Source organism: Bradyrhizobium sp. UNPF46, assembly GCF_006658625.1.
GTDB lineage: Bacteria > Pseudomonadota > Alphaproteobacteria > Rhizobiales > Xanthobacteraceae > Bradyrhizobium > Bradyrhizobium nitroreducens.
Window position 1 is genome coordinate 1 of sequence record NZ_LFJB01000056.1, and the last position, 16934, is coordinate 16934.

Genomic DNA, 16934 nt, shown 5'->3' on the forward strand with positions numbered 1-16934 from the left:
TGGCGCGGTTGTCGAGCGACTGTGCGGTGAAGAAGTTGGTGGGATTGTCCAGGGCCGAGTTGACGCTCTTGCCGGTCGACAGACGGTTCTGCGTGGTGGCGAGAAGATCGGCGGTGGACTGGAGGGAGAGCAGGTTCTGACGAACCGAGGAGGAGAGGACGATGCCTGACATAACTCTGTTACCTTTCTGGTAAACGACGCTACTGTTACACGTCTGCTTGGATCGAGATCGACCCAGCGACCGGCGGACCGTGGCGCCGAGACCTCTAACGAAACATGAAATGAAACCCGGGCTTTTGCCGCGTCACGCGTGATTCGGTCCGGGAAGCGGCGCGTATCGCTGCGCCGCCACACAAACGGACCCTTGAAATGATTGGGCTTTTCAGCGCAAGGGGCGTGAATTTACAGCTCGTTAACTAGTTACGAGCGAGAATCACGTCCTGATAGGCCGCAACGAACGCTCGGTTACGAAAGCGTTGATGGAGAACAGGCAATGGCCCTCAAGGTCGAGCTCAGACCGCACGAACGCATCATCGTCGGAAACTGCGTGATTACCAACACGGACCAGCGCGCCCGCCTCCTGATCGACGGCGACAACGTACCGATCCTGCGCGAGCGGGACATCCTCACGCCGGAGACCGCCGATACGCCCGCCAAGCTCGTCTACCTGGCGGTCCAGCTCATGTACATCTCGCCGGACCCGCAGACCCAGCACGGCACCTATTTCAACCTGGTGCGCGACATCGTCACGGCGGTGCCGAGCGCCTGGCCGATCATCGAGGCCATCAACAACAACATCCTGAACGGCGACCTGTACCGGGCGCTCAAGGACGCCCGCAAGCTGATTGCCTATGAAGAGAAGCTGCGGAGCCAGTTCGAGGCCACCCATCCCAAGGTGGAAGCGGACAAGGACGACGTGAGCTCCGCCGCCTGACCGCGCGTATTCGCGCGGCAACGGCTGCGCGAACCACGCCATCCCGCAAACGACGACGGCCCCGGATCATCTCCGGGGCCGTCGTCGTTTCAACCATGAAGCAGTGCTATTGCGCCGCGAGCGGCGGCGCCTCGACCTCGATCACGCCGGCGCCGCAGCGCCGTCCGCCAAAGTCCAGCACCGCCGCGACCAGCGCATCGATGTCCGCCTCCTCGGTGCGGTGGTTGACGATCGCAGCACGGATCGCGAACTTGCCGCTCAGCGTCGTGCTCGACGGCGCCGCTATTCCGGACTCCTGGATGTCGGCGACGATCTCGCGGTTGACCGCATCATCGGCCCGGTAGCGGAAGCAGACGATGTTGAGGTTGACCGGCGCCAGCAATTCCAGCCGCGGCTCGGCCAGCACGCGCGCCTCCAGATATTTCGCCAGCGCACAGCTTCGCGCGATCGTCGCCCCCAGCCGGTCGGTGCCGAACGTCTTCAGCGTGAACCACGTCTTCAGCGCGCGGAAACCGCGCGACAGATCGGGGCCGAGATCGCAGGGCCAGATCGCTCCCGCCGCAAGCCCCCTCGCCTCGCGGCTGAGATAGGCCGCTGGCTGCGCGAAGGCCTGCCGGTGCTGCTCGCCGTCGCGCACCAGCAGGAAGCCGGCATCATAGGGCACCTGCCCCCATTTGTGAAAATCGAGCGCGATGGAATCGGCGAGCTCGATGCCGCCGAGCAGCGGCGCGAGCTCAGGCGACAGAATCGCGAGCGCACCGAAGGCACCGTCGACGTGAAACCAGATGCCTTCCTCGCGGCACAGCTCCGCGATGGCCTTGAGGTCGTCGATCGCACCGATGTCGACCGTGCCGGCAGAGGCGACGACGAGGAACGGCTTGAAGCCGACCTCGCGATCGACGGCGATCTGCGCGCGCAGCGCGGCGACGTCGATGCGATGGTCGGCGTCGACGCCGATCTTGCGCAGCGCATCGGTGCCGAGCCCGGCAATGTCCATCGCCCTGGAGACGCAGCCATGCGCGGCCTGTGAGGTATAGGCCGTGAGCAGCGCGCCGTCGTTGCCGATGCCGTGCTGCCGCGCCAGTGTGCCGAGCGCAGCCGTGCGCGCCACCAGCACCGCCATCAGATTGGCCATCGAGGTGCCCGTGACGAAGATGCCGCTCGCGCTGTCCGGAAATGCGAACAGACGCCGCATCCAGTCGACGATCTGGCGCTCGACCTCGATCGGCATGTGATCTCTTCCGCCGAGATTGGCGTTGAGGCCGGCCGCGAGCATTTCGGCGAGCATGCCGACCGCAGTGCCGCCGCCATGTACCCAGCCCATGAAACCGGGATGGACGTTGCCGGTCGCATACGGCGCAACGTGCTCGGCGAATTCGCGATAGACCTCGGCGAGGTCGCTCGCCTCGCGCGGAACGTCGGTCCTGAATACCGCACGGACGTCATCGGGAATCGGCTGCCAGACCGGGCGTGCCCGAACATCGGCGATGCCGTCGATCGCCTCGTCCAGCATGCGATGGGCGAGCGCGCGGAATGCGCCCCAATCCTGCGGATCGAGCGAGGTGTGCGCGACGGAGGCGTGCGCGTTGCGAATGATCTCGTTCATGCTGCACTCCCCTCGCCCGCTCCTGCATGCCGCGACAGCATCGCCGCGAAGGCCGCGAAGATCTTGCGCATCTGCGGCGGCTTGTAGGGAAACACGACCGGCGAATCCATGTTGTGCACGACGGCGGTGTTGTCGGCCTCGAAGACCAGGAGCTCACCGTCCTGGTTCTCGGCGCAGTCGACGATGAAATAATCGAGGCCGACGCGCCTGCTCATCTCCTCGAGCGCGCTTCTGTGGCGCTCTGCAAAAGCGCGATCGAAGTCGAGCATGAAGGCGGCTTCCTCGGCCCGCTTCTCCTCGCTGAACGCCATGTAGGCGTTGAGATACCAGATATCCCAACGATCGGCGATCGCCATGTGGCAGGCGTAAGGTTTGCCGTCGACCATCGCCAGACGGTATTTGCGGTAGAGTCCGTCGGGATTCACATAGTCGACGAAGCGCGCGACGAAGAAATCCTGTTCGCCACGCTCCGCGAGATAGGCCGCGAGCGCCACCTCATCGTCGAGCTTGGCGAGCCCGACGCCGGCATGCGAGCCGCGCGGCCGCGCGATCATCGGAAAGCGCAGTTCATCCGCGATGTCCTTGCAGGCGACCTGTCCTTTGGAGAGATCGGACAATTGCGCGCGCGTCGCGTGGATGGTCGCGGGAATGTCGAGCCCCGGCACGCCCGCGAGCAGCCGGTGCAGCTTGTCGCGATCGAGATTGCCGATACGGTCGGGACGATTGAGCAGCGGCCGCGGCCAGTGCGGCGCGGCCCTCTCGATCAAGGCCAGTGCCTCGCGGCATTCCTCGGAATCGGAGGCGACCACGATGGCAACGTCGTGCTCGGGCAAATTCTCCGGCAGACCGACACCCTTGACCACGTAGAGCGTCAACAGCTCGACGTCGGAGCCTTCGAGCAGAAAATCGATCGGCGTGTTGCCGCCCATGTCGATGTCGGCTGCAAGCGCGAGCAGGCGCAAGCCCGGCTTGGGAGCTGTGCTCGGCGTGCGAAACAATTGATGGAAGGTGAGCACCTCCGACTGGATCGCGAGCCCCTGATCCTTGTCGCCGAGAAGCTGGGTGATCAACGACAGGTCCAGCCCTTCGCCCGCGAGCGCCGTCCCCGCCGCGATCCGCGCCAGCAGCTGGTCGCGCAATGGATGCAGGTCGACACCTTCGAAGGCCTGGCGCGTCAGTTGCGCAAAGCCGATGCGATCGGCGCAGTCTGCCGCGGTCATGCGAAGCGGGGCGGAAGCCGGTTGCTGCATCTCACACCTCGAACGCGGAGTTTACAGGCACGGCCGCAACCGCGCCACGGTCGAGCAGCAGTTCGATCTTTACCAGGACGTCGGCGATGCGATCGAGAATTTGTTGCACGTTGCGCCGCGCCTCCGCCGCATCCGGCGACCAGGCCTCGGTCACGAGCCGGGCGCCGACGCAAAGGCGCAGCACGGCCTGCGGTGCCCCGTCCTGCCGCTCCAGACGGACCGGCTGGCCGATCAGGAAGCGTTGCGCGGCCACCTGCCGGTCCGCCGCGCTGCCGCTGATCGCCTCGTTCATGTCACGCGCCATCGCCCGGTGAATGGCGCTGGTCTCGGCGGTCGAGACCGGCTTGCCGCCGCGCAGCAGCGTGAACGGAAAGATCGTGGTTTGTGCCAATTCCTCGTCATCGATTTGGGTCGTCCGGGTCGCGGCTGCGACGGCGCGGAGCGACGGCGACAACGCGATCATGCTGTCGATGCCGGCGGCGAGCTCGGCGAGCACCCCGGCGCGGAAAGCACCGGGCACGGCGTAGTAGCTGCCGATCTCGGCGAGCGCCGCCTCCCAGCGCAGCCATTGGCCAAAGTTCGGCCGGCGGTCGAAGCGCGAACGCAGTGCCGGCCAGGCCATCGGCCAATCGCAACGGCCGGCATAGTCGAAGACACCCGGCGCGATCCCCTCGATCCGGTCGAGCGATCGCGACAAGCCCTTCGGCACCAGCAGCGCACCGCTGAAGGCAGGCCCGCCGAAGAATTTCGAGCCTGTCATCAGCACCATGTAGCCGCGGTCGAGATAGGAGCGCAGCCGGCGACGGCCGAGCCGGGCCTGACAGGCATCGACGACGATCTGGACCTTGCGCGGCCAGCGCCGCGCGATCTCATCGAGACAGTCCGCACTCGGCGCGCGCCAGCCGAGCTTCGAGGCATCCATGATCTGGAGCAGCACGGGCGCGCCTCGCGCGATCGTGGCCTCGACCGCATGCAGCACCGCCGCATCGGCGTCCGCCCGCATCGCAATCCCCGGCCCCGTCTCGAGCAGCGGCAATGCGAGGCTGGCGCCGGCGAGCCCCGCGACCGCGCCATCCTTGCGAACCGCAAGGCCGCCCGCCGTCATGGAGCTGAAATGGTGTCCACGGGCGGTGTGGACCGTGCCGCTTCCGGTCTGGTCGGCGCCGACCACGATCGTCACCGGCGGCGCGCCGAGCACCGCGCGCGCCAGGAACAGAGCGTGGAGCTGGGAGTCCGTGCCGGAGGGCGAGAACACGATGTCGACGCGCGGCGCCAGCTGGAGATGGCCGCGCAGCTCGTGCCGCATGTCCTCGCAGCGCGCGTCGAAGGCGACCTCGACCTCGTCGAACAGGCATTTGTGCATCAGCTCCTCGCGCGCCAGCGCGGCACGGTCATAGGCGGCTTGCGAGATCGTCGATGCCGTCGAGGAGGCGAAATTCCAGATCTCCGGCTCCGGCGAGGCCGCGCAGCCATAGCCATTGAGGCGGTCGCTCGGATCGAGCGCCAACCGCGGATCTCCGCCGGACACGAGCAGCGTGTCCAGTGGTGTGAAGAGATCGCGCAGGCGATAACGCGAGCCGCCGTCGATGGCGCGCTCCAGCCCTGACAGACGGGATGCGCCGGCGCTCATCCCGGAAGGCTTACGCCGCATCGGCCGCCGCCCCTGTGGGCGCCGGCGCAAATTGCGAGGCAATGTCGCCGTGGAAGACCGACGGGCCGACGTGATCGAGCGAGCTCTGGATGTCGGCCCAGATCTCGCCGCCGATGTCGGTCCAGCGCTTGCAGAAGGCGAAGTCCTCGGACAGATAGGTGCCGGTCGCAGGATCGATCATGCACTCGAACAGCGCGAACCGGTTCTGGCTCGCCGCAAGCGTGTCGTGCGAATGCTCGCGGAAGAATTGCAGGGATGCATAGTCCGGATGGCGGCACATCGCCTCCAGCACGTGGCGGCGGATCATCAGGAAGCCGGTGCCGGCATAGCGCACGCGGGTGAAGCCGTTGACGACGACGATGCGGTCGGGGTCCTCGATCTCGAGCACGTAGTCGAGCGAGGCGGCCGGCACATCGGTGCGGCCCGACTGGATCGCCCGCGCGGCCTTGTCCCAGTTGACCCGCTTGATCGGATAGCAGCCGGCGACGACGTCCGCGCCGCATTCGATCAGCCGGAACACCTGCTCCGGCTTGAAGCCGATGTCGGCGTCGATGAACAGGAAATGCGTCGCATTGGGGTCGTCCAGGAACATCGCGACCAGATTGGCCCGCGCGCGGGTGATCAGCGCATCGCCGTCCCGCAGCAGCACCTTGAGCTCGAGATTGGACATGCCGTGCACGGCGCGCTGCAGCGCGAAGATCGAGCTGGCATAGATGCTCGACACCTGCCCGCCGAAGCACGGCGTTGCCACCACCAATTGCATCTTGTCCGACATCGGCAGCTCCGCCCCGCTCCAATCCTCACCAAGAGGTAAAGAGGCATGGTTAACGGCGTCTTAACGCGGCCTTACAGGAACTTGACGAGCGAGAGCTGCGCCAGGTTCGAGGTCACCTGATAGGACGCCTGGAGCGCGTTCTGGAGCGACAGGATCTCGCTCGCGACCTGGTCGGGCGAGGCCGATTCCGCCTGGTCGATGATGGTCTGGAGCTGCGCCTTGGCCTGGGTCTGGCGCGTGGAGGCGTCCTTCATCGTGTTCTGGGCCATCGCGATGTCGGTCTGGATGTCCTCGATGCGCTGCTGGCCGGGCTGCTGGGTCAGCGCCTGCGTCACCCGCAGGCTCAGCGCTGCGACCTGCCCGCCCGAATACTGCCCGGTCGGCGAGGTCGAGAAGGTCCCGAACACCGCGATCGCCTGCAATTGCCGGCGGATCGCGTCCTCGTTGGCCTGGGCGCCGTACTGCACCGTGACGGAATCGTCGACCCGCGCCATCGCGGTCGAGCGCGCCGAGCCGGGCCCGTCATTGCCCAGGTACCATTTCACCGTGGTGGCCGAGCCGTTGACCAGCGTCGTCGCCGAGCTTGCCGGAGAAGACCCGACGCGAAGAGGCGGCTGCGTCGCGGTCACCGGCGTGGTGGCGAAACCGAGCGAGCCCAGCGCGCCCGTGTTCGAGCTCGTGATGTTCAGGCTGGCTGCGTCGTCCGTGTTGATCGTGATCGAGCCGCCATGGACCGTCGACGGCTTCGACGTGCCCGTGATGCCGTCGATCTTGCTCAGCAGGGTCTGGATGCTGTCGCCGACGTTGAGCTCGTTGCCGGTCGCGCCGGTGGTCACGAAGGTCAGCGTGGTGCCGTTGACGGTGAGCGTGTCGCCGGCGGCGAAGCCCGGCGCGATCGAGTCCGTGGGGCTCGTCCCGGACAGCGCCGTCGCACCGCTGATCGGCACGGTCGGGCCGGCCTGGCTGGTCTTGGGAGCGCCGATCGCGGAGCTTGCGGTATTGAAGAAATTGTCGCCGGCGGTCACGGCCGATGCCGCCACCAGCGAGGTGCCCGCGAGCTTCTTGATCGCAGTGTTGAGCGCCGTGTTGAGATTCGAGGCCGTGATGTTCGGGTCGGGCGCAACAGGCGGAACGGCGTTGGGCTGACCGGGATCGATCGCGAAGCTGCCGAGCGGCGTCGGCGTCGCCGTGGATGCGGTCAGGTCGATCTGCTCGGTCGTGCCGTCCGGCAGCGTGAACTGAACGCTGAGCTTGTCGCCATTGCTGGGATTGTTGCCGTTGAGATCGATCGAGAACGACACCGGCGAGCCGCTGGGTCCGGTCAAGGTCGCGCCCGTCAGCGTCGAGGACGCCGCCTTGAGCTTGAGCCCGAACGGCGAGCCCGGGACGTCTTCCGACACCTGCACCACCGTGCTCGGCGTCGCGTGCGTCTGCACCAGCCGGCCCATGCCGTTGGCGCCGAGATCGGCGGCCTGGCGCTCCGCCATCACGGTCTTGAACCCCGCCTGCGTCGTGGTGCCGTTGATGATGTCGCCGGCATCCGCGACCGACTGCGTGTTGACCGCGGTTCCGGAGAACAGATAGCGGTTGCCGGTCTGCGTGTTGAGCACGCCGACCATGGAGCCGAACTGGGCCGCCGCGGTGTTCTGCGCGATGGTCTGGCCGTTGACGTTGAGATCCTGCGCGGTGTTGGCGGAGCCCGTCTGCACCGTGCTGCGGATCTTGGTCAGCGACTGCAGCGCGGTGTTGGCGAGGTTGATGCTGACATTGACGTTGGTAATGGTGTCGGTATAGCCCGCGATGTTGGAGAGCTGCGCGCGTCCGGCGATCGCAAAGCCCTCGTTGGTGCCCATCCCGGAATAGCTTTGCGACAGCTTGCCGGTCGAAAGCTGCGTCGACAGATCGGTGAGCTGCTGATTGATGTTGCGGATCTGCGAGCCGAGAACCGATGAAGCGTAATTGATACTGCTGATCGACATGTTTCAGCGCCCTATACTGTTTACACTTGAGCCTGGATCAACGTGTTCATCATGCTCTGCACCACCGACATGACGTGGGCGTTGGCGGCATAGGCATTCTGCAGCTGGATCAGGTTCGACATCTCCGAGTCCAGGTTGACCTTGGCGGTCGAGTCGAACTTGGCCTGCAACGTCGAGACCACGACGCTCTGGCCCTGCTGGAGCTGGGTGGCCTGGGTCGAGGCGTTGGCCTGCACGCTCAGGAACTGCTGCAGGTAGTTCGAGACGCTGCCGGAGAAAGGCTGGTTGGCCGAGCCGAGGCCGCTCGTCGGCGAATAGGAGAACACCGCCGAGGTGAGCTGCGAATAGAGATAGTCCGAACGCGTGGTGTCGCCGGCGGGCGTCACCGGCGAGGTGTTGTACACCGACATCCTGGTCGGGTCGGCGGCCAGCTGGGTGTTCACCTTGATGCGTCCGGCAAAGCCGGTCAGCTGCGAGCCCGACGATGTGATCGCACCGGTGTAGAGCGCCTGCCCGCCGTCGGTGAACACCGCCAGTTGCGGATTGCCCGAGGTCAGCGACGACATCGTCTTGCTCGTCGTGGCCGAACTGACCTTGGCGAGGCCGGAATTGTCGTCGGTGACCCGCAGCGTCGTGGCGCTCGCAGGCGCCGGCGCCGCGGAGAAGCTGAGATGCGAGGTCGAAAGCGCGGTATTAAGCGCCGCGGCGATCGCGCTCATGCCGCCGGAGAAGTTCACGCCGATCTGCATCGGGTTGGCGCCAGTCGCATTCTGCAGCGGCAACGCCGCCGGATCGGTCACGTTGACGAGCTTGATCTGGCGCTGGGTGTTGGTGGCCGTGTCCGTGTAGGTGACGGTCGCGGTGTTGCCCGGCAGCGCACCTGCAAGATCGATGTCGAATCCGGCGGGCGGACCCGACACCGTGCTACCGGCCGTGGCCTTGTCGGACAACGCGCTCGACATCGTCGCGGCGAGCTGGTCGATCTGATCCTGCGCCTGCACCAGCGTCTGGTCGCGCAGCTTCAGATCAGCCGCGATCTGGCCCGATGAGACCACGTTGTTGGCGACGACATCGACCTTCGAGCCGTTCGGCAGCACGATGTTGAGCGCGCCGACGCCCGACTTGGCCGGATCGATGTTGTAGAGCGAGGTCGCAGACATCGCCCCGGCGGAAGCAAAAGTAAATTGCGAGGCGAGCCCGGCGCCGACGAGCTGGATGCCGGTCGTGGTGTAGAGGTTGGCCTGGTTCGAACCGTCGGTGGTGACGCGGACGTCGACATATTTCGACAGCGTGTTGATGGCCTGGTCGCGCTGGTCCATCAGCGTCGCAGCCGAGGGGTCGTTGGCCGACAGGCCCTGGAGCTTGGTGTTGATGTTGGCAATTTGCTGCATGGCAGCGTTCGCGGCCTGCGCCGAGGTGCCGAGATCCTGCTCAACATTGGAGCGCAGCGACTGGATGCCCTTGGTGGTGACGTTGAGCTGCGTGGCCAGCGCCTGCGCCGCACCGAGGGCAACGGTTTGCGCCGAGGACGCGCCGGAGCTGGTCGACAGCGCCTGCAGTGACGTGGTGAATTTGTTCAGCGCGTCTTCGAGCGTGCCGCTGTTGCCGGGCGTGCCATAGACATTCTGAAGCTGCTTCAGGATGTTGGCCATCTGGTCGGCGTAACCGCTGCCGCCGGTCTCGGTGCGCAGCTGGTTCTGCACGAAGGCGTCGAGCTCCCGGCTGACGCCGGTCGTCATCGCCGTCGAGCCGAAATCGCCGGTGGTGACCTCGATCTGGTTCGGGGTCTGGACGGTGTAACCCGGCGTCTGCGCATTCGCGACGTTCGAGGAGACGATCGAGAGCGCGGCCTGGTTGGCACGCAGACCGCTCATCGCACTGGCGAGGGCTGAACTCAAACCCATGTTACTTGCCGCCTTTGGTTACGTCACGCGCCGATCAGCGCAACACGTTCAAGAGGTCCTGCACCATCGAATTCGCGGTCGTGATCACCTTGGTGTTGGCCGAGTAGGCCTGCTGGGTCACGATCAGCTTGGTGAATTCGTCGGCGATGTCGGTGTTCGAGCCTTCCAGCGAAGAACCGCTGATGCTTCCCGATGCGCCGTCGATCGCGGCGCCTGACTGTTCGGTCGCTGCATACGCACCACCATCCATCGCCTTCAAATAGTTGGTGCCGTTGAAGTGCGACAGCGAGACTTGGGCGAGGTTGAGGTTCTGGCCGTTCGAGAAGGTGCCGACCACGAGGCCGCTGTTGTTGACCGCGACCGACCGTAACTGGCCTGCGGCGTAGCCGTTCTGCGTGATGGTGTTGATGGTCACGGCGCCCGACGTGCTGGCATATTGCGTCAGGCCGCCGCTCGAGATGTTGAAGGCGACGGAGCCGAGCGACTGGCCGCTGACGCTGACATTGTTGATGGTGATGCCGGAGCCGGCCGGCGTGGTCAGCGATCCGTCGGAAGCGAAGGTGAAGGCCTGGCCCGTATTGACCCAGCCGACCGTGGTGCCGGTCGCGTTCGGATCAGTCTGGTAGAACAAATTCCAGCTGTCGGAGTGACCTGCGCCCAGCGAGGCGCTGTCAGTCTTGGCCCAGCGCAATTGCAGGTTCACGGGCGTGCCGGCAGCGTTGTAGGCGGTCACCGCGCCGCCGCTGATCGACTCCTTGGTGAAGGTCGCGATGTCGTTGCCGATCACGCCGCCGGTGCCCGCGGTGCCGCCGCCGTTACGGTTCTTGGTGATGGTGGAAGTAAAGCCGAGCGCGGCGAAGGCGGCGCTGTTGGAACTCGACACCGAGAGGTTGGACACGGTGCCCGTGTTCAACGTGATCACACCGCTGGTGCTGACGGACGAGCCGGTGGCGCCGGAGAGCGCGTCGATCTTGCTGAGCAGGGTCGTGATGTTGTCGGTGATGTTGATCTGGTTCGGACCGCTCGCGCCGGAAGCCACGAATGTCAGCGTCTGGCCGTTGACGGTAATCGTGTCGGCGGGCGGGCCCGCCGAGAAACCCGAGGAGAGAACCTGGGCGCCGCCTGCCGTAGCGCTGCCGCTCAACACAGTCGATCCCGAGATCGCGGGCGACGACAGCACGTTGCCGCCGCGCGTCACGCTGGTGATCCCGAGCGCCGTGGCCGCGGTGCCGCTGTTCACCGCCACGTCCGTGGTGGTGCCGCTCGAAATCACGATATTGCCGCTCGTGTTGAGGGACGCAGTCACGCCAGCGCCGCCTGCGTTCTGAATTGCGGTCAGAATGTCCTGGACCGTCGCAGGCGTGCCGGCGCCCAGGCCGATGGTCGAGTTGGTGCCGAGCGTGACGGTGTTGCCCGCGTTGAAGGTGATCGTGTTGCCGTTGATGGTCAGCGTCTGGCCGCTCAGCGCGGTGAGAATGCTCGATGCGAGATGCGTGCCGACGGCGGCATCCAGCGATGTCGTCGTCGATGCGACGGCCGACGAGTTGTTCTGGAGAGCGACCGATCCGGTGTTCGTCGTCGACGAATAGGGCGAGCGGACGTTGCCCGTGGCCGCGGCGCCCGAAGCGGTGTTGTTGGTGTAGGGCGCCGGCGGCGTGCCGACCGGAAGCGGGTTGGCAGCGAAGTCGGACGGGTTGAGGCCGCCGGCCGCGAGCAGCGTTCCGGGCGAAGCGGTCGAGCTTGCTGCAGTGTTCGGCTGGGTCGGCAGGTTGGCCGCATACTGGATCGAGGTGGTGGCTTGCGCGGGGATGAAGTTGTTCTGGAATTTCAGGACGTTCGCAACGTTACCGGTCGGGTTGCCGGTCTTGGGGTCGACCGTGACGCCCATCAGATAATAGCCGGCGCCGTTGACCAGATTGCCGTTGGCATTGAGCTGGAAGTCGCCGCGCCTCGTGTAATAGGTGACGCCGCTGAACACCGGGACGTTGTCGACGACGCCGGTCGCCTTCTGGATCGAGAAGAAGCCGTCGCCGGTGATCGCCATGTTGGTGGCGACGGTGGAGCCCGAGATCGTGCCCTGCGTGGTGATGGTGGCCTTGGCATTGGCCGTCACGCCGCCGGCGACCTGCTTGCTCGGAACCGAGGAGTCGGGAATGAGATCGACGAAGCTGGTGCCGATGCCCTTGTAACCGGTGGTGGATGAGTTCGCGATGTTGCCGGAAATGTTCTGCAGCGCGTAGGACTGCGCCTGCAGGCCACCCACCGAGGTGTTCATTGCATCGAAGATACCCATAACTTTGTCTCCAGATCCGATCTCGGCGGCCGGTCGACCATGGCCGCAGTCGGGTGAGACTGTCGCAAGGGCTATGCCAATGCGGGCATCTTCAGGAAATCAATCACTTAACGAAAATGCCCCGGTCGGGTGACCGGGGCACAATTGCCGGGACCGGCAACAATTGCCGGGACACATCGTCGTTCCGGGGCGATGCGAAGCCTCGAATCCGGAACCTCGAGATTCCGGGCTCGCCCTTCGGGCGCCCCGGAATGACGAGGGGTAAAACCTACGTCGCCGACGCTGCCGCCGGGTGAAACACCAGCCCGAAACCGTCGATGCAGTAGCGCAGGCCGGTCGGCTTCGGGCCGTCGTCGAAGACGTGGCCGAGATGGCCGCCGCAGCGCCGGCAATGCACCTCGGTGCGAAGCATGCCGTAGGTGCGGTCCTCGGTCTTGCCGACATTGCCCTCGATCGGCTGGTAGAAGCTCGGCCAGCCGGTGCCGCTCTCGAACTTGGTGTCGGAGGCAAACAGCGGCAGGTCGCAGCCGGCGCAGGCGAAGATGCCCTTGCGATGCTCCTTCAGCAACGGGCTGGAGCCTGGCCGCTCGGTGCCGTGGTTGCGCAGGATCTCATATTGCTGCGGCGTGAGCTGGGCGCGCCATTCAGCCTCCGTCTTCGTGATCTCGAACTTTTCCGCGGCTTTCTCACCGGCCTCGGCAGGTGTTCCCCTCAGCCAGCGAAGGGCCCCGAGGCCGAACAGGCCGGCGGCGGTCGTCAACAGGATGCGGCGGTCAAACATCTCATTCTCCGTGCGGGAGCTCCACGCCCTGAGATACGGGCTCTAACGGCCGACGTTACACGTCCAGGCGGAATTTTTCTTCAGTCTAACGCGACAAATCGGCCTCGTGCGAGGCCGGTTCCGTGGTTCGTTCTTCCCCCTCGGCCGCGGGTCTGGGCGGCGGGGCCGGCCGCGGCCTGACGCCGGGCGGCGGGCGACGCGGGCCGGTGCCGGCGGCGCGGTTGGCCTCGGCGAGGCGGGCTTCGCGCTGGCGATCCTTGATCCGGGCCCGCTCGCGGTAGCGGGCGAGCGAGCCTGCGGCGGCGGAACTCGCCCTGCCCCAGATCCCGACCAGCTGGCCTGCGACCCGTCCGGTGGCGCCGCCGGCCCAGACCAGCTCGAACGGCGAGAACAGCTTCCAGCGCTCGTCGCCCCACAGGATGCTGCGCGCGATCATCTGCCCGGCCATCGCGGAGGTGTTCATGCCCTGGCGGCCGAACCCGCTCGCCACCCACAGGCCTTTGCGCAACTGGCCGATCTGCGGCATACCATGCACGGTCTGGCCGGTGGCGCCGCCGAACATGTCGGTGACCTCGACCTTGCCGAGCGCGGGAAAGATCGTGCGGATCCGCCGCCTGACGGCGCCCGCAAAGCGCTGCGGCCGCGCCGCCCAGGTGGTCTCCGGGCTTTCCCACATCAGCCGGTCGCCGTCGACGATGCGGAAATGATCGACACCGTCGGAATCCATCACCGATCCCTTGAAGGCGATGATCTCGTGCACACGCTCGCCGAGCGGCGCGGTGATGCCGGCATAGCGCCAGACCGGGAGCAGCGTTTCCGACAGGCGGCGCAGCGGCGCGCCGAGATGGATATTTCCCGCAAGGACAATATGCGTCGCGCGCAGCCGCGCCGAGGGCGTGACGATGCGCTTGCGGATACCGGAATGATCGATGCTGACGACCGGCGTGTCCTCGAAGATGCGGGCGCCTGCCCGCCGCGCCAGCGCCGCGAGGCCGTGCACGTATTTGCGGCCGTCGACCTGGAACGCTTTGGGATAATACACGCCGTGGAAGTAGTGATCGGTCTTGAGCACCTCGCGGACGCGATCGACCTGCCAGCCCTCGACCTCGGTGTCGAAATCCTCGTTCAGCATCTGCAGCCGGCTGATCAGCCGGTCGCCGGCATCGACGTTGGAGACCTCCAGCACGCCGTCGCTTCTGGCGATCCCCGGCATGTTCTCTTCCGTGGCGTTGGCCCGGACGAACTCGGCGCCCTCCTTCGACAGCGTCCACAATTCACGCGCGTCCTCGAAGCCGATGCGCTCGATCAGGTCGGCGAGCGGCAGCGCGAAGCCCGGCATCACCGTGCCGAGCTGGTTGCCGGACGCGTTCCAGCCGATGTGGCGGCCCTCGAGCACCGCGACGCTGGCCCCGAGCCGGGCCGCCTCCAGCGCGATGGTGAGCCCGGCCAGCCCCGCGCCGACGACGCAGATGTCGGCGTCGAGGTCGAACGACAGCCGCGTGCGGTCGCGAAAGCCGGCTTCTTCCTGGGACACGCTTGTGAAAGTCTCGCTCATGTCGTTTTCTTAGAGCATGATCCGGAACGGTGTGCAGCGGTTTTTCCTCGTGACGAACGCAAAATGCATTTGTGCGGAGACCATGCTCGAAACGACAACTTAAATGGACCCATTGGGCCCCGGTCACCTTGTCCTCGACCGGCGCCTGTAGATTATTCTGGACGAAGAACGATTCGAGAATGCCATGCGCCGTTTGATGCTGCTGCGTCACGCCAAGACCGAGACTGACGCTCCGAGCGGCCGTGACCAGGACCGCCGGCTCGACGACCGCGGCCACAGGGATGCTGCCGAGATCGGCGACTGGATCGCCAGCCATCCGCCTTTCCCCGATACCGTGCTGGTGTCGCACGCCGTCCGTGCCAGGCAGACCTGGGACATCGCCTGGCAGGCGATGAAGGACCGCGTCCCGGCGCCGCAGGTCGAGATCCTGCCGGAACTCTATGGCGCCGATCCCGCACAGATCCTGGATTCCATTCGCACGGCAACCGCCCCGGCCGACCCGAAGCTGCTGCTGCTGGTCGCCCATAATCCCGGCATGCACGAGGCCGCGCTCATGCTGATGGGCGGCGGCGATCCTGATGGCGCCAGGGCGCTCGCCCATAATCTTCCCACCTCGGGGCTTGCGATCTTCGACTTTGACGTCGAGGATTGGGGGGACGTGGCCTACCGCCGCGGCAAGCTGGTGCTGTTCGTCAGCCCCAAGCTGCTTCGATCGGGATGATCGCGCGACGGGCCGGCAAGTCCTGCTGACCGAAAGATTTGGAGGCGCAGATGTTCAAGTCCATCCTCGTGCCCATCGACCTCGCCGACACCGATCTCGCCAAGCCGGCGATCGCGACCGCGGCCACGCTGTCGCAGACCTGGAACGGCGTGGTGCGGCTGCTCAACGTGCTGCCGATGACGCCGGTGATGCTGGCCGAATACGTGCCGGCCGATTTCGACGAGCAGCAGCGCCAGACCTCGGAAGAGGCGCTCGCCATCGTCGCGCGCGAGTCCGGCATCGAGCAAAGCCGCATCTCCAGCGTGGTGCGCCAGGGCGGCATCTATCACGAGATCCTGGAGGAGGCCGCGCACATGAAAGCCGACCTGATCGTGATGACCTCGCACCGGCCGGCGATGCGCACCTATTTCCTCGGCTCCAACGCCGGCCACGTCGTGCGCTACGCAAAATGCTCGGTGCTGGTGGTGAGGCACTGAGGCTCGGAAATTGTAGCCCGGATGGAGCGCAGCGCAATCCGGGACCCTTGTGCGTTTGGGCGAGCACCCGGATTGCGCTGCGCTCCATCCGGGCTACAACGCCAGCGGCCAGGCACCGAGCTCGGAGCAATGTCGTGAAGCAATGGTGGCGGAGATGGAGCTACGAGATCCCGCTCGCGATCGGTGATGCGCTATGGGACGTGCTGGTGGTCCAGCTGGCCGCCCTGCTGGATCGGCTGACGCTGCGCAAGGTCATCGCCTTCATCCCCGTCGCGATCATCGTTCTCGCCTACTACCACCGGATCCCGATTCCGCCGGAACTCATGCTGATCGGCGATTTTCTCGCCTATATCGACGTCTTCTCGGTGGTGATCCTGCTCGGCGTGCTCAGCCGCGTCACGACGCTCCTGTTCGTCGTCAAACAAGCGGCGGTGCGCGTCGCCGCGCTCGTGGGCAATATCGCCGCGCAGTTGGGACGCCTGGATGCCCGGCATCGGCGTCAACGCGGCGCCGCGACACGGCCTCACCGCAAGCCCGGCCTCTCGGAAGACGAGCGAGCCCGCGGCGGAGCGTGGGGCCAGGTCGCATTCGCCTGATCCATCGGCGGCTACAAGCCCTTGCGTTGCCTGACGGGCAAAACACGCGAGCGGTGGGGCAACCCTCATCACCAAAAATATTCCACTTTACCGAAATTCGGATATCGCGTATGTGTTGCCGCATCCCGGCCCAACGAAGAGGGGCGTATCGCGATCGTCACGAACGCGGGCCGGGTGGCGGTGGACGTGGGTCACATCAGCGCCAAGGATTCCGCAGGGCGGGCAACCGTGAGCGAAACACCTGGCGCACACGACCGGTGTGATCGGCGTACGGCAAAATCGTGTGGTCCTGGCGCCCGGGGTCTGTGCGCCAAGTCTTGTGGTGATGCGTGTCGTCCAACCGGACGCACGCATCAGTCATCCGCGAGGCGACGGGGGCAATAGTGCAACGCTCCCCGGGGAGAGCACGACAT

14 protein-coding genes are annotated in these 16934 nt (G+C 65.9%); 4 read left to right on the forward strand and 10 right to left on the reverse strand.

The features are described from left to right. On the reverse strand, positions 1 to 172 hold a 172-nt coding region (locus tag UNPF46_RS38335), incomplete at its 3' end, for a flagellin N-terminal helical domain-containing protein (protein ID WP_502705498.1). A gap of 321 nt (positions 173 to 493) precedes the next feature. Here UNPF46_RS38335 and flbT point away from each other — a divergent pair. Continuing rightward, a complete protein-coding gene (gene flbT, locus UNPF46_RS22225; protein ID WP_142251437.1) occupies positions 494 to 934 on the forward strand; it encodes a flagellar biosynthesis repressor FlbT in 441 nt (146 codons plus the stop codon). A gap of 106 nt (positions 935 to 1040) precedes the next feature. On the opposite strand, the gene UNPF46_RS22230 is transcribed toward flbT, so the two are convergent. From UNPF46_RS22230 to UNPF46_RS22270, 9 genes are all read right to left on the reverse strand, one after another. Further along, positions 1041 to 2540, reverse strand: a complete 1500-nt coding sequence (locus UNPF46_RS22230; RefSeq protein ID WP_142251438.1) for a pyridoxal phosphate-dependent decarboxylase family protein — start codon at positions 2538 to 2540, stop codon at positions 1041 to 1043. Further along, positions 2537 to 3790 (reverse strand): ATP-grasp domain-containing protein, encoded by a 1254-nt coding sequence (locus UNPF46_RS22235; RefSeq protein WP_142251439.1) that lies wholly within the window; start codon positions 3788 to 3790, stop codon positions 2537 to 2539. The genes UNPF46_RS22230 and UNPF46_RS22235 overlap by 4 nt, the downstream gene beginning before the upstream one ends. Position 3791: 1 nt before the next feature. After that, entirely contained in the window at positions 3792 to 5441 is a 1650-nt protein-coding gene (locus UNPF46_RS22240; protein ID WP_181770053.1) for a hypothetical protein, read from the reverse strand. Continuing rightward, the gene (locus UNPF46_RS22245) at positions 5431 to 6216 is read right to left on the reverse strand and encodes a methylenetetrahydrofolate reductase (RefSeq protein WP_100176911.1); all 786 of its coding nucleotides are present in this window, start codon (positions 6214 to 6216) and stop codon (positions 5431 to 5433) included. The genes UNPF46_RS22240 and UNPF46_RS22245 overlap by 11 nt, the downstream gene beginning before the upstream one ends. Positions 6217 to 6287: 71 nt before the next feature. Beyond that, positions 6288 to 8195 (reverse strand): flagellar protein, encoded by a 1908-nt coding sequence (locus UNPF46_RS22250; RefSeq protein ID WP_142251441.1) that lies wholly within the window; start codon positions 8193 to 8195, stop codon positions 6288 to 6290. Positions 8196 to 8215: 20 nt separating this feature from the next. After that, on the reverse strand, positions 8216 to 10099 hold the full coding sequence (gene flgK / locus UNPF46_RS22255) for a flagellar hook-associated protein FlgK (protein ID WP_142251442.1): 1884 nt from the start codon (positions 10097 to 10099) through the stop codon (positions 8216 to 8218). 34 nt (positions 10100 to 10133) lie between these two features. Continuing rightward, complete coding sequence (locus UNPF46_RS22260) at positions 10134 to 12392, reverse strand: flagellar hook-basal body complex protein (RefSeq protein ID WP_142251443.1); 2259 nt, start codon at positions 12390 to 12392, stop codon at positions 10134 to 10136. 268 nt (positions 12393 to 12660) lie between these two features. Beyond that, entirely contained in the window at positions 12661 to 13173 is a 513-nt protein-coding gene (msrB, locus tag UNPF46_RS22265; RefSeq protein WP_142251444.1) for a peptide-methionine (R)-S-oxide reductase MsrB, read from the reverse strand. Between the two features lie 85 nt (positions 13174 to 13258). Next, positions 13259 to 14728 (reverse strand): NAD(P)/FAD-dependent oxidoreductase, encoded by a 1470-nt coding sequence (locus UNPF46_RS22270; protein WP_142251445.1) that lies wholly within the window; start codon positions 14726 to 14728, stop codon positions 13259 to 13261. A gap of 184 nt (positions 14729 to 14912) precedes the next feature. Between UNPF46_RS22270 and UNPF46_RS22275 the strand changes: the two genes are divergently transcribed. The 3 genes from UNPF46_RS22275 (at position 14913) to UNPF46_RS22285 (ending at position 16521) form a co-directional block, all read left to right on the forward strand. After that, entirely contained in the window at positions 14913 to 15449 is a 537-nt protein-coding gene (locus UNPF46_RS22275; RefSeq protein WP_142251446.1) for a SixA phosphatase family protein, read from the forward strand. Positions 15450 to 15499: 50 nt separating this feature from the next. Beyond that, positions 15500 to 15925 carry a universal stress protein gene (locus tag UNPF46_RS22280; RefSeq protein WP_100176904.1) on the forward strand — a complete coding sequence of 142 codons (426 nt, stop codon included), beginning with the start codon at positions 15500 to 15502 and terminating at the stop codon, positions 15923 to 15925. A gap of 134 nt (positions 15926 to 16059) precedes the next feature. Further along, positions 16060 to 16521, forward strand: coding sequence for a hypothetical protein (locus UNPF46_RS22285; protein WP_142251447.1), 462 nt, complete (start codon positions 16060 to 16062; stop codon positions 16519 to 16521). Positions 16522 to 16934 lie beyond the last annotated feature (413 nt).

What these genes read in the sequence shown, in the direction of transcription:
- UNPF46_RS22250 (WP_142251441.1), bottom strand. Translation starts at nt 8,195, where the DNA reads ATGTCGATCAGCAGTATCAATTACGCTTCATCGGTTCTCGGCTCGCAG.
- flbT (WP_142251437.1), top strand. Translation starts at nt 494, where the DNA reads ATGGCCCTCAAGGTCGAGCTCAGACCGCACGAACGCATCATCGTCGGA.
- UNPF46_RS22240 (WP_181770053.1), bottom strand. Translation starts at nt 5,441, where the DNA reads ATGCGGCGTAAGCCTTCCGGGATGAGCGCCGGCGCATCCCGTCTGTCA.
- UNPF46_RS22245 (WP_100176911.1), bottom strand. Translation starts at nt 6,216, where the DNA reads ATGTCGGACAAGATGCAATTGGTGGTGGCAACGCCGTGCTTCGGCGGG.
- UNPF46_RS22275 (WP_142251446.1), top strand. Translation starts at nt 14,913, where the DNA reads ATGCGCCGTTTGATGCTGCTGCGTCACGCCAAGACCGAGACTGACGCT.
- UNPF46_RS22260 (WP_142251443.1), bottom strand. Translation starts at nt 12,392, where the DNA reads ATGGGTATCTTCGATGCAATGAACACCTCGGTGGGTGGCCTGCAGGCG.
- UNPF46_RS22270 (WP_142251445.1), bottom strand. Translation starts at nt 14,728, where the DNA reads ATGAGCGAGACTTTCACAAGCGTGTCCCAGGAAGAAGCCGGCTTTCGC.
- flgK (WP_142251442.1), bottom strand. Translation starts at nt 10,099, where the DNA reads ATGGGTTTGAGTTCAGCCCTCGCCAGTGCGATGAGCGGTCTGCGTGCC.
- UNPF46_RS22235 (WP_142251439.1), bottom strand. Translation starts at nt 3,790, where the DNA reads ATGCAGCAACCGGCTTCCGCCCCGCTTCGCATGACCGCGGCAGACTGC.
- UNPF46_RS22280 (WP_100176904.1), top strand. Translation starts at nt 15,500, where the DNA reads ATGTTCAAGTCCATCCTCGTGCCCATCGACCTCGCCGACACCGATCTC.
- UNPF46_RS22230 (WP_142251438.1), bottom strand. Translation starts at nt 2,540, where the DNA reads ATGAACGAGATCATTCGCAACGCGCACGCCTCCGTCGCGCACACCTCG.
- msrB (WP_142251444.1), bottom strand. Translation starts at nt 13,173, where the DNA reads ATGTTTGACCGCCGCATCCTGTTGACGACCGCCGCCGGCCTGTTCGGC.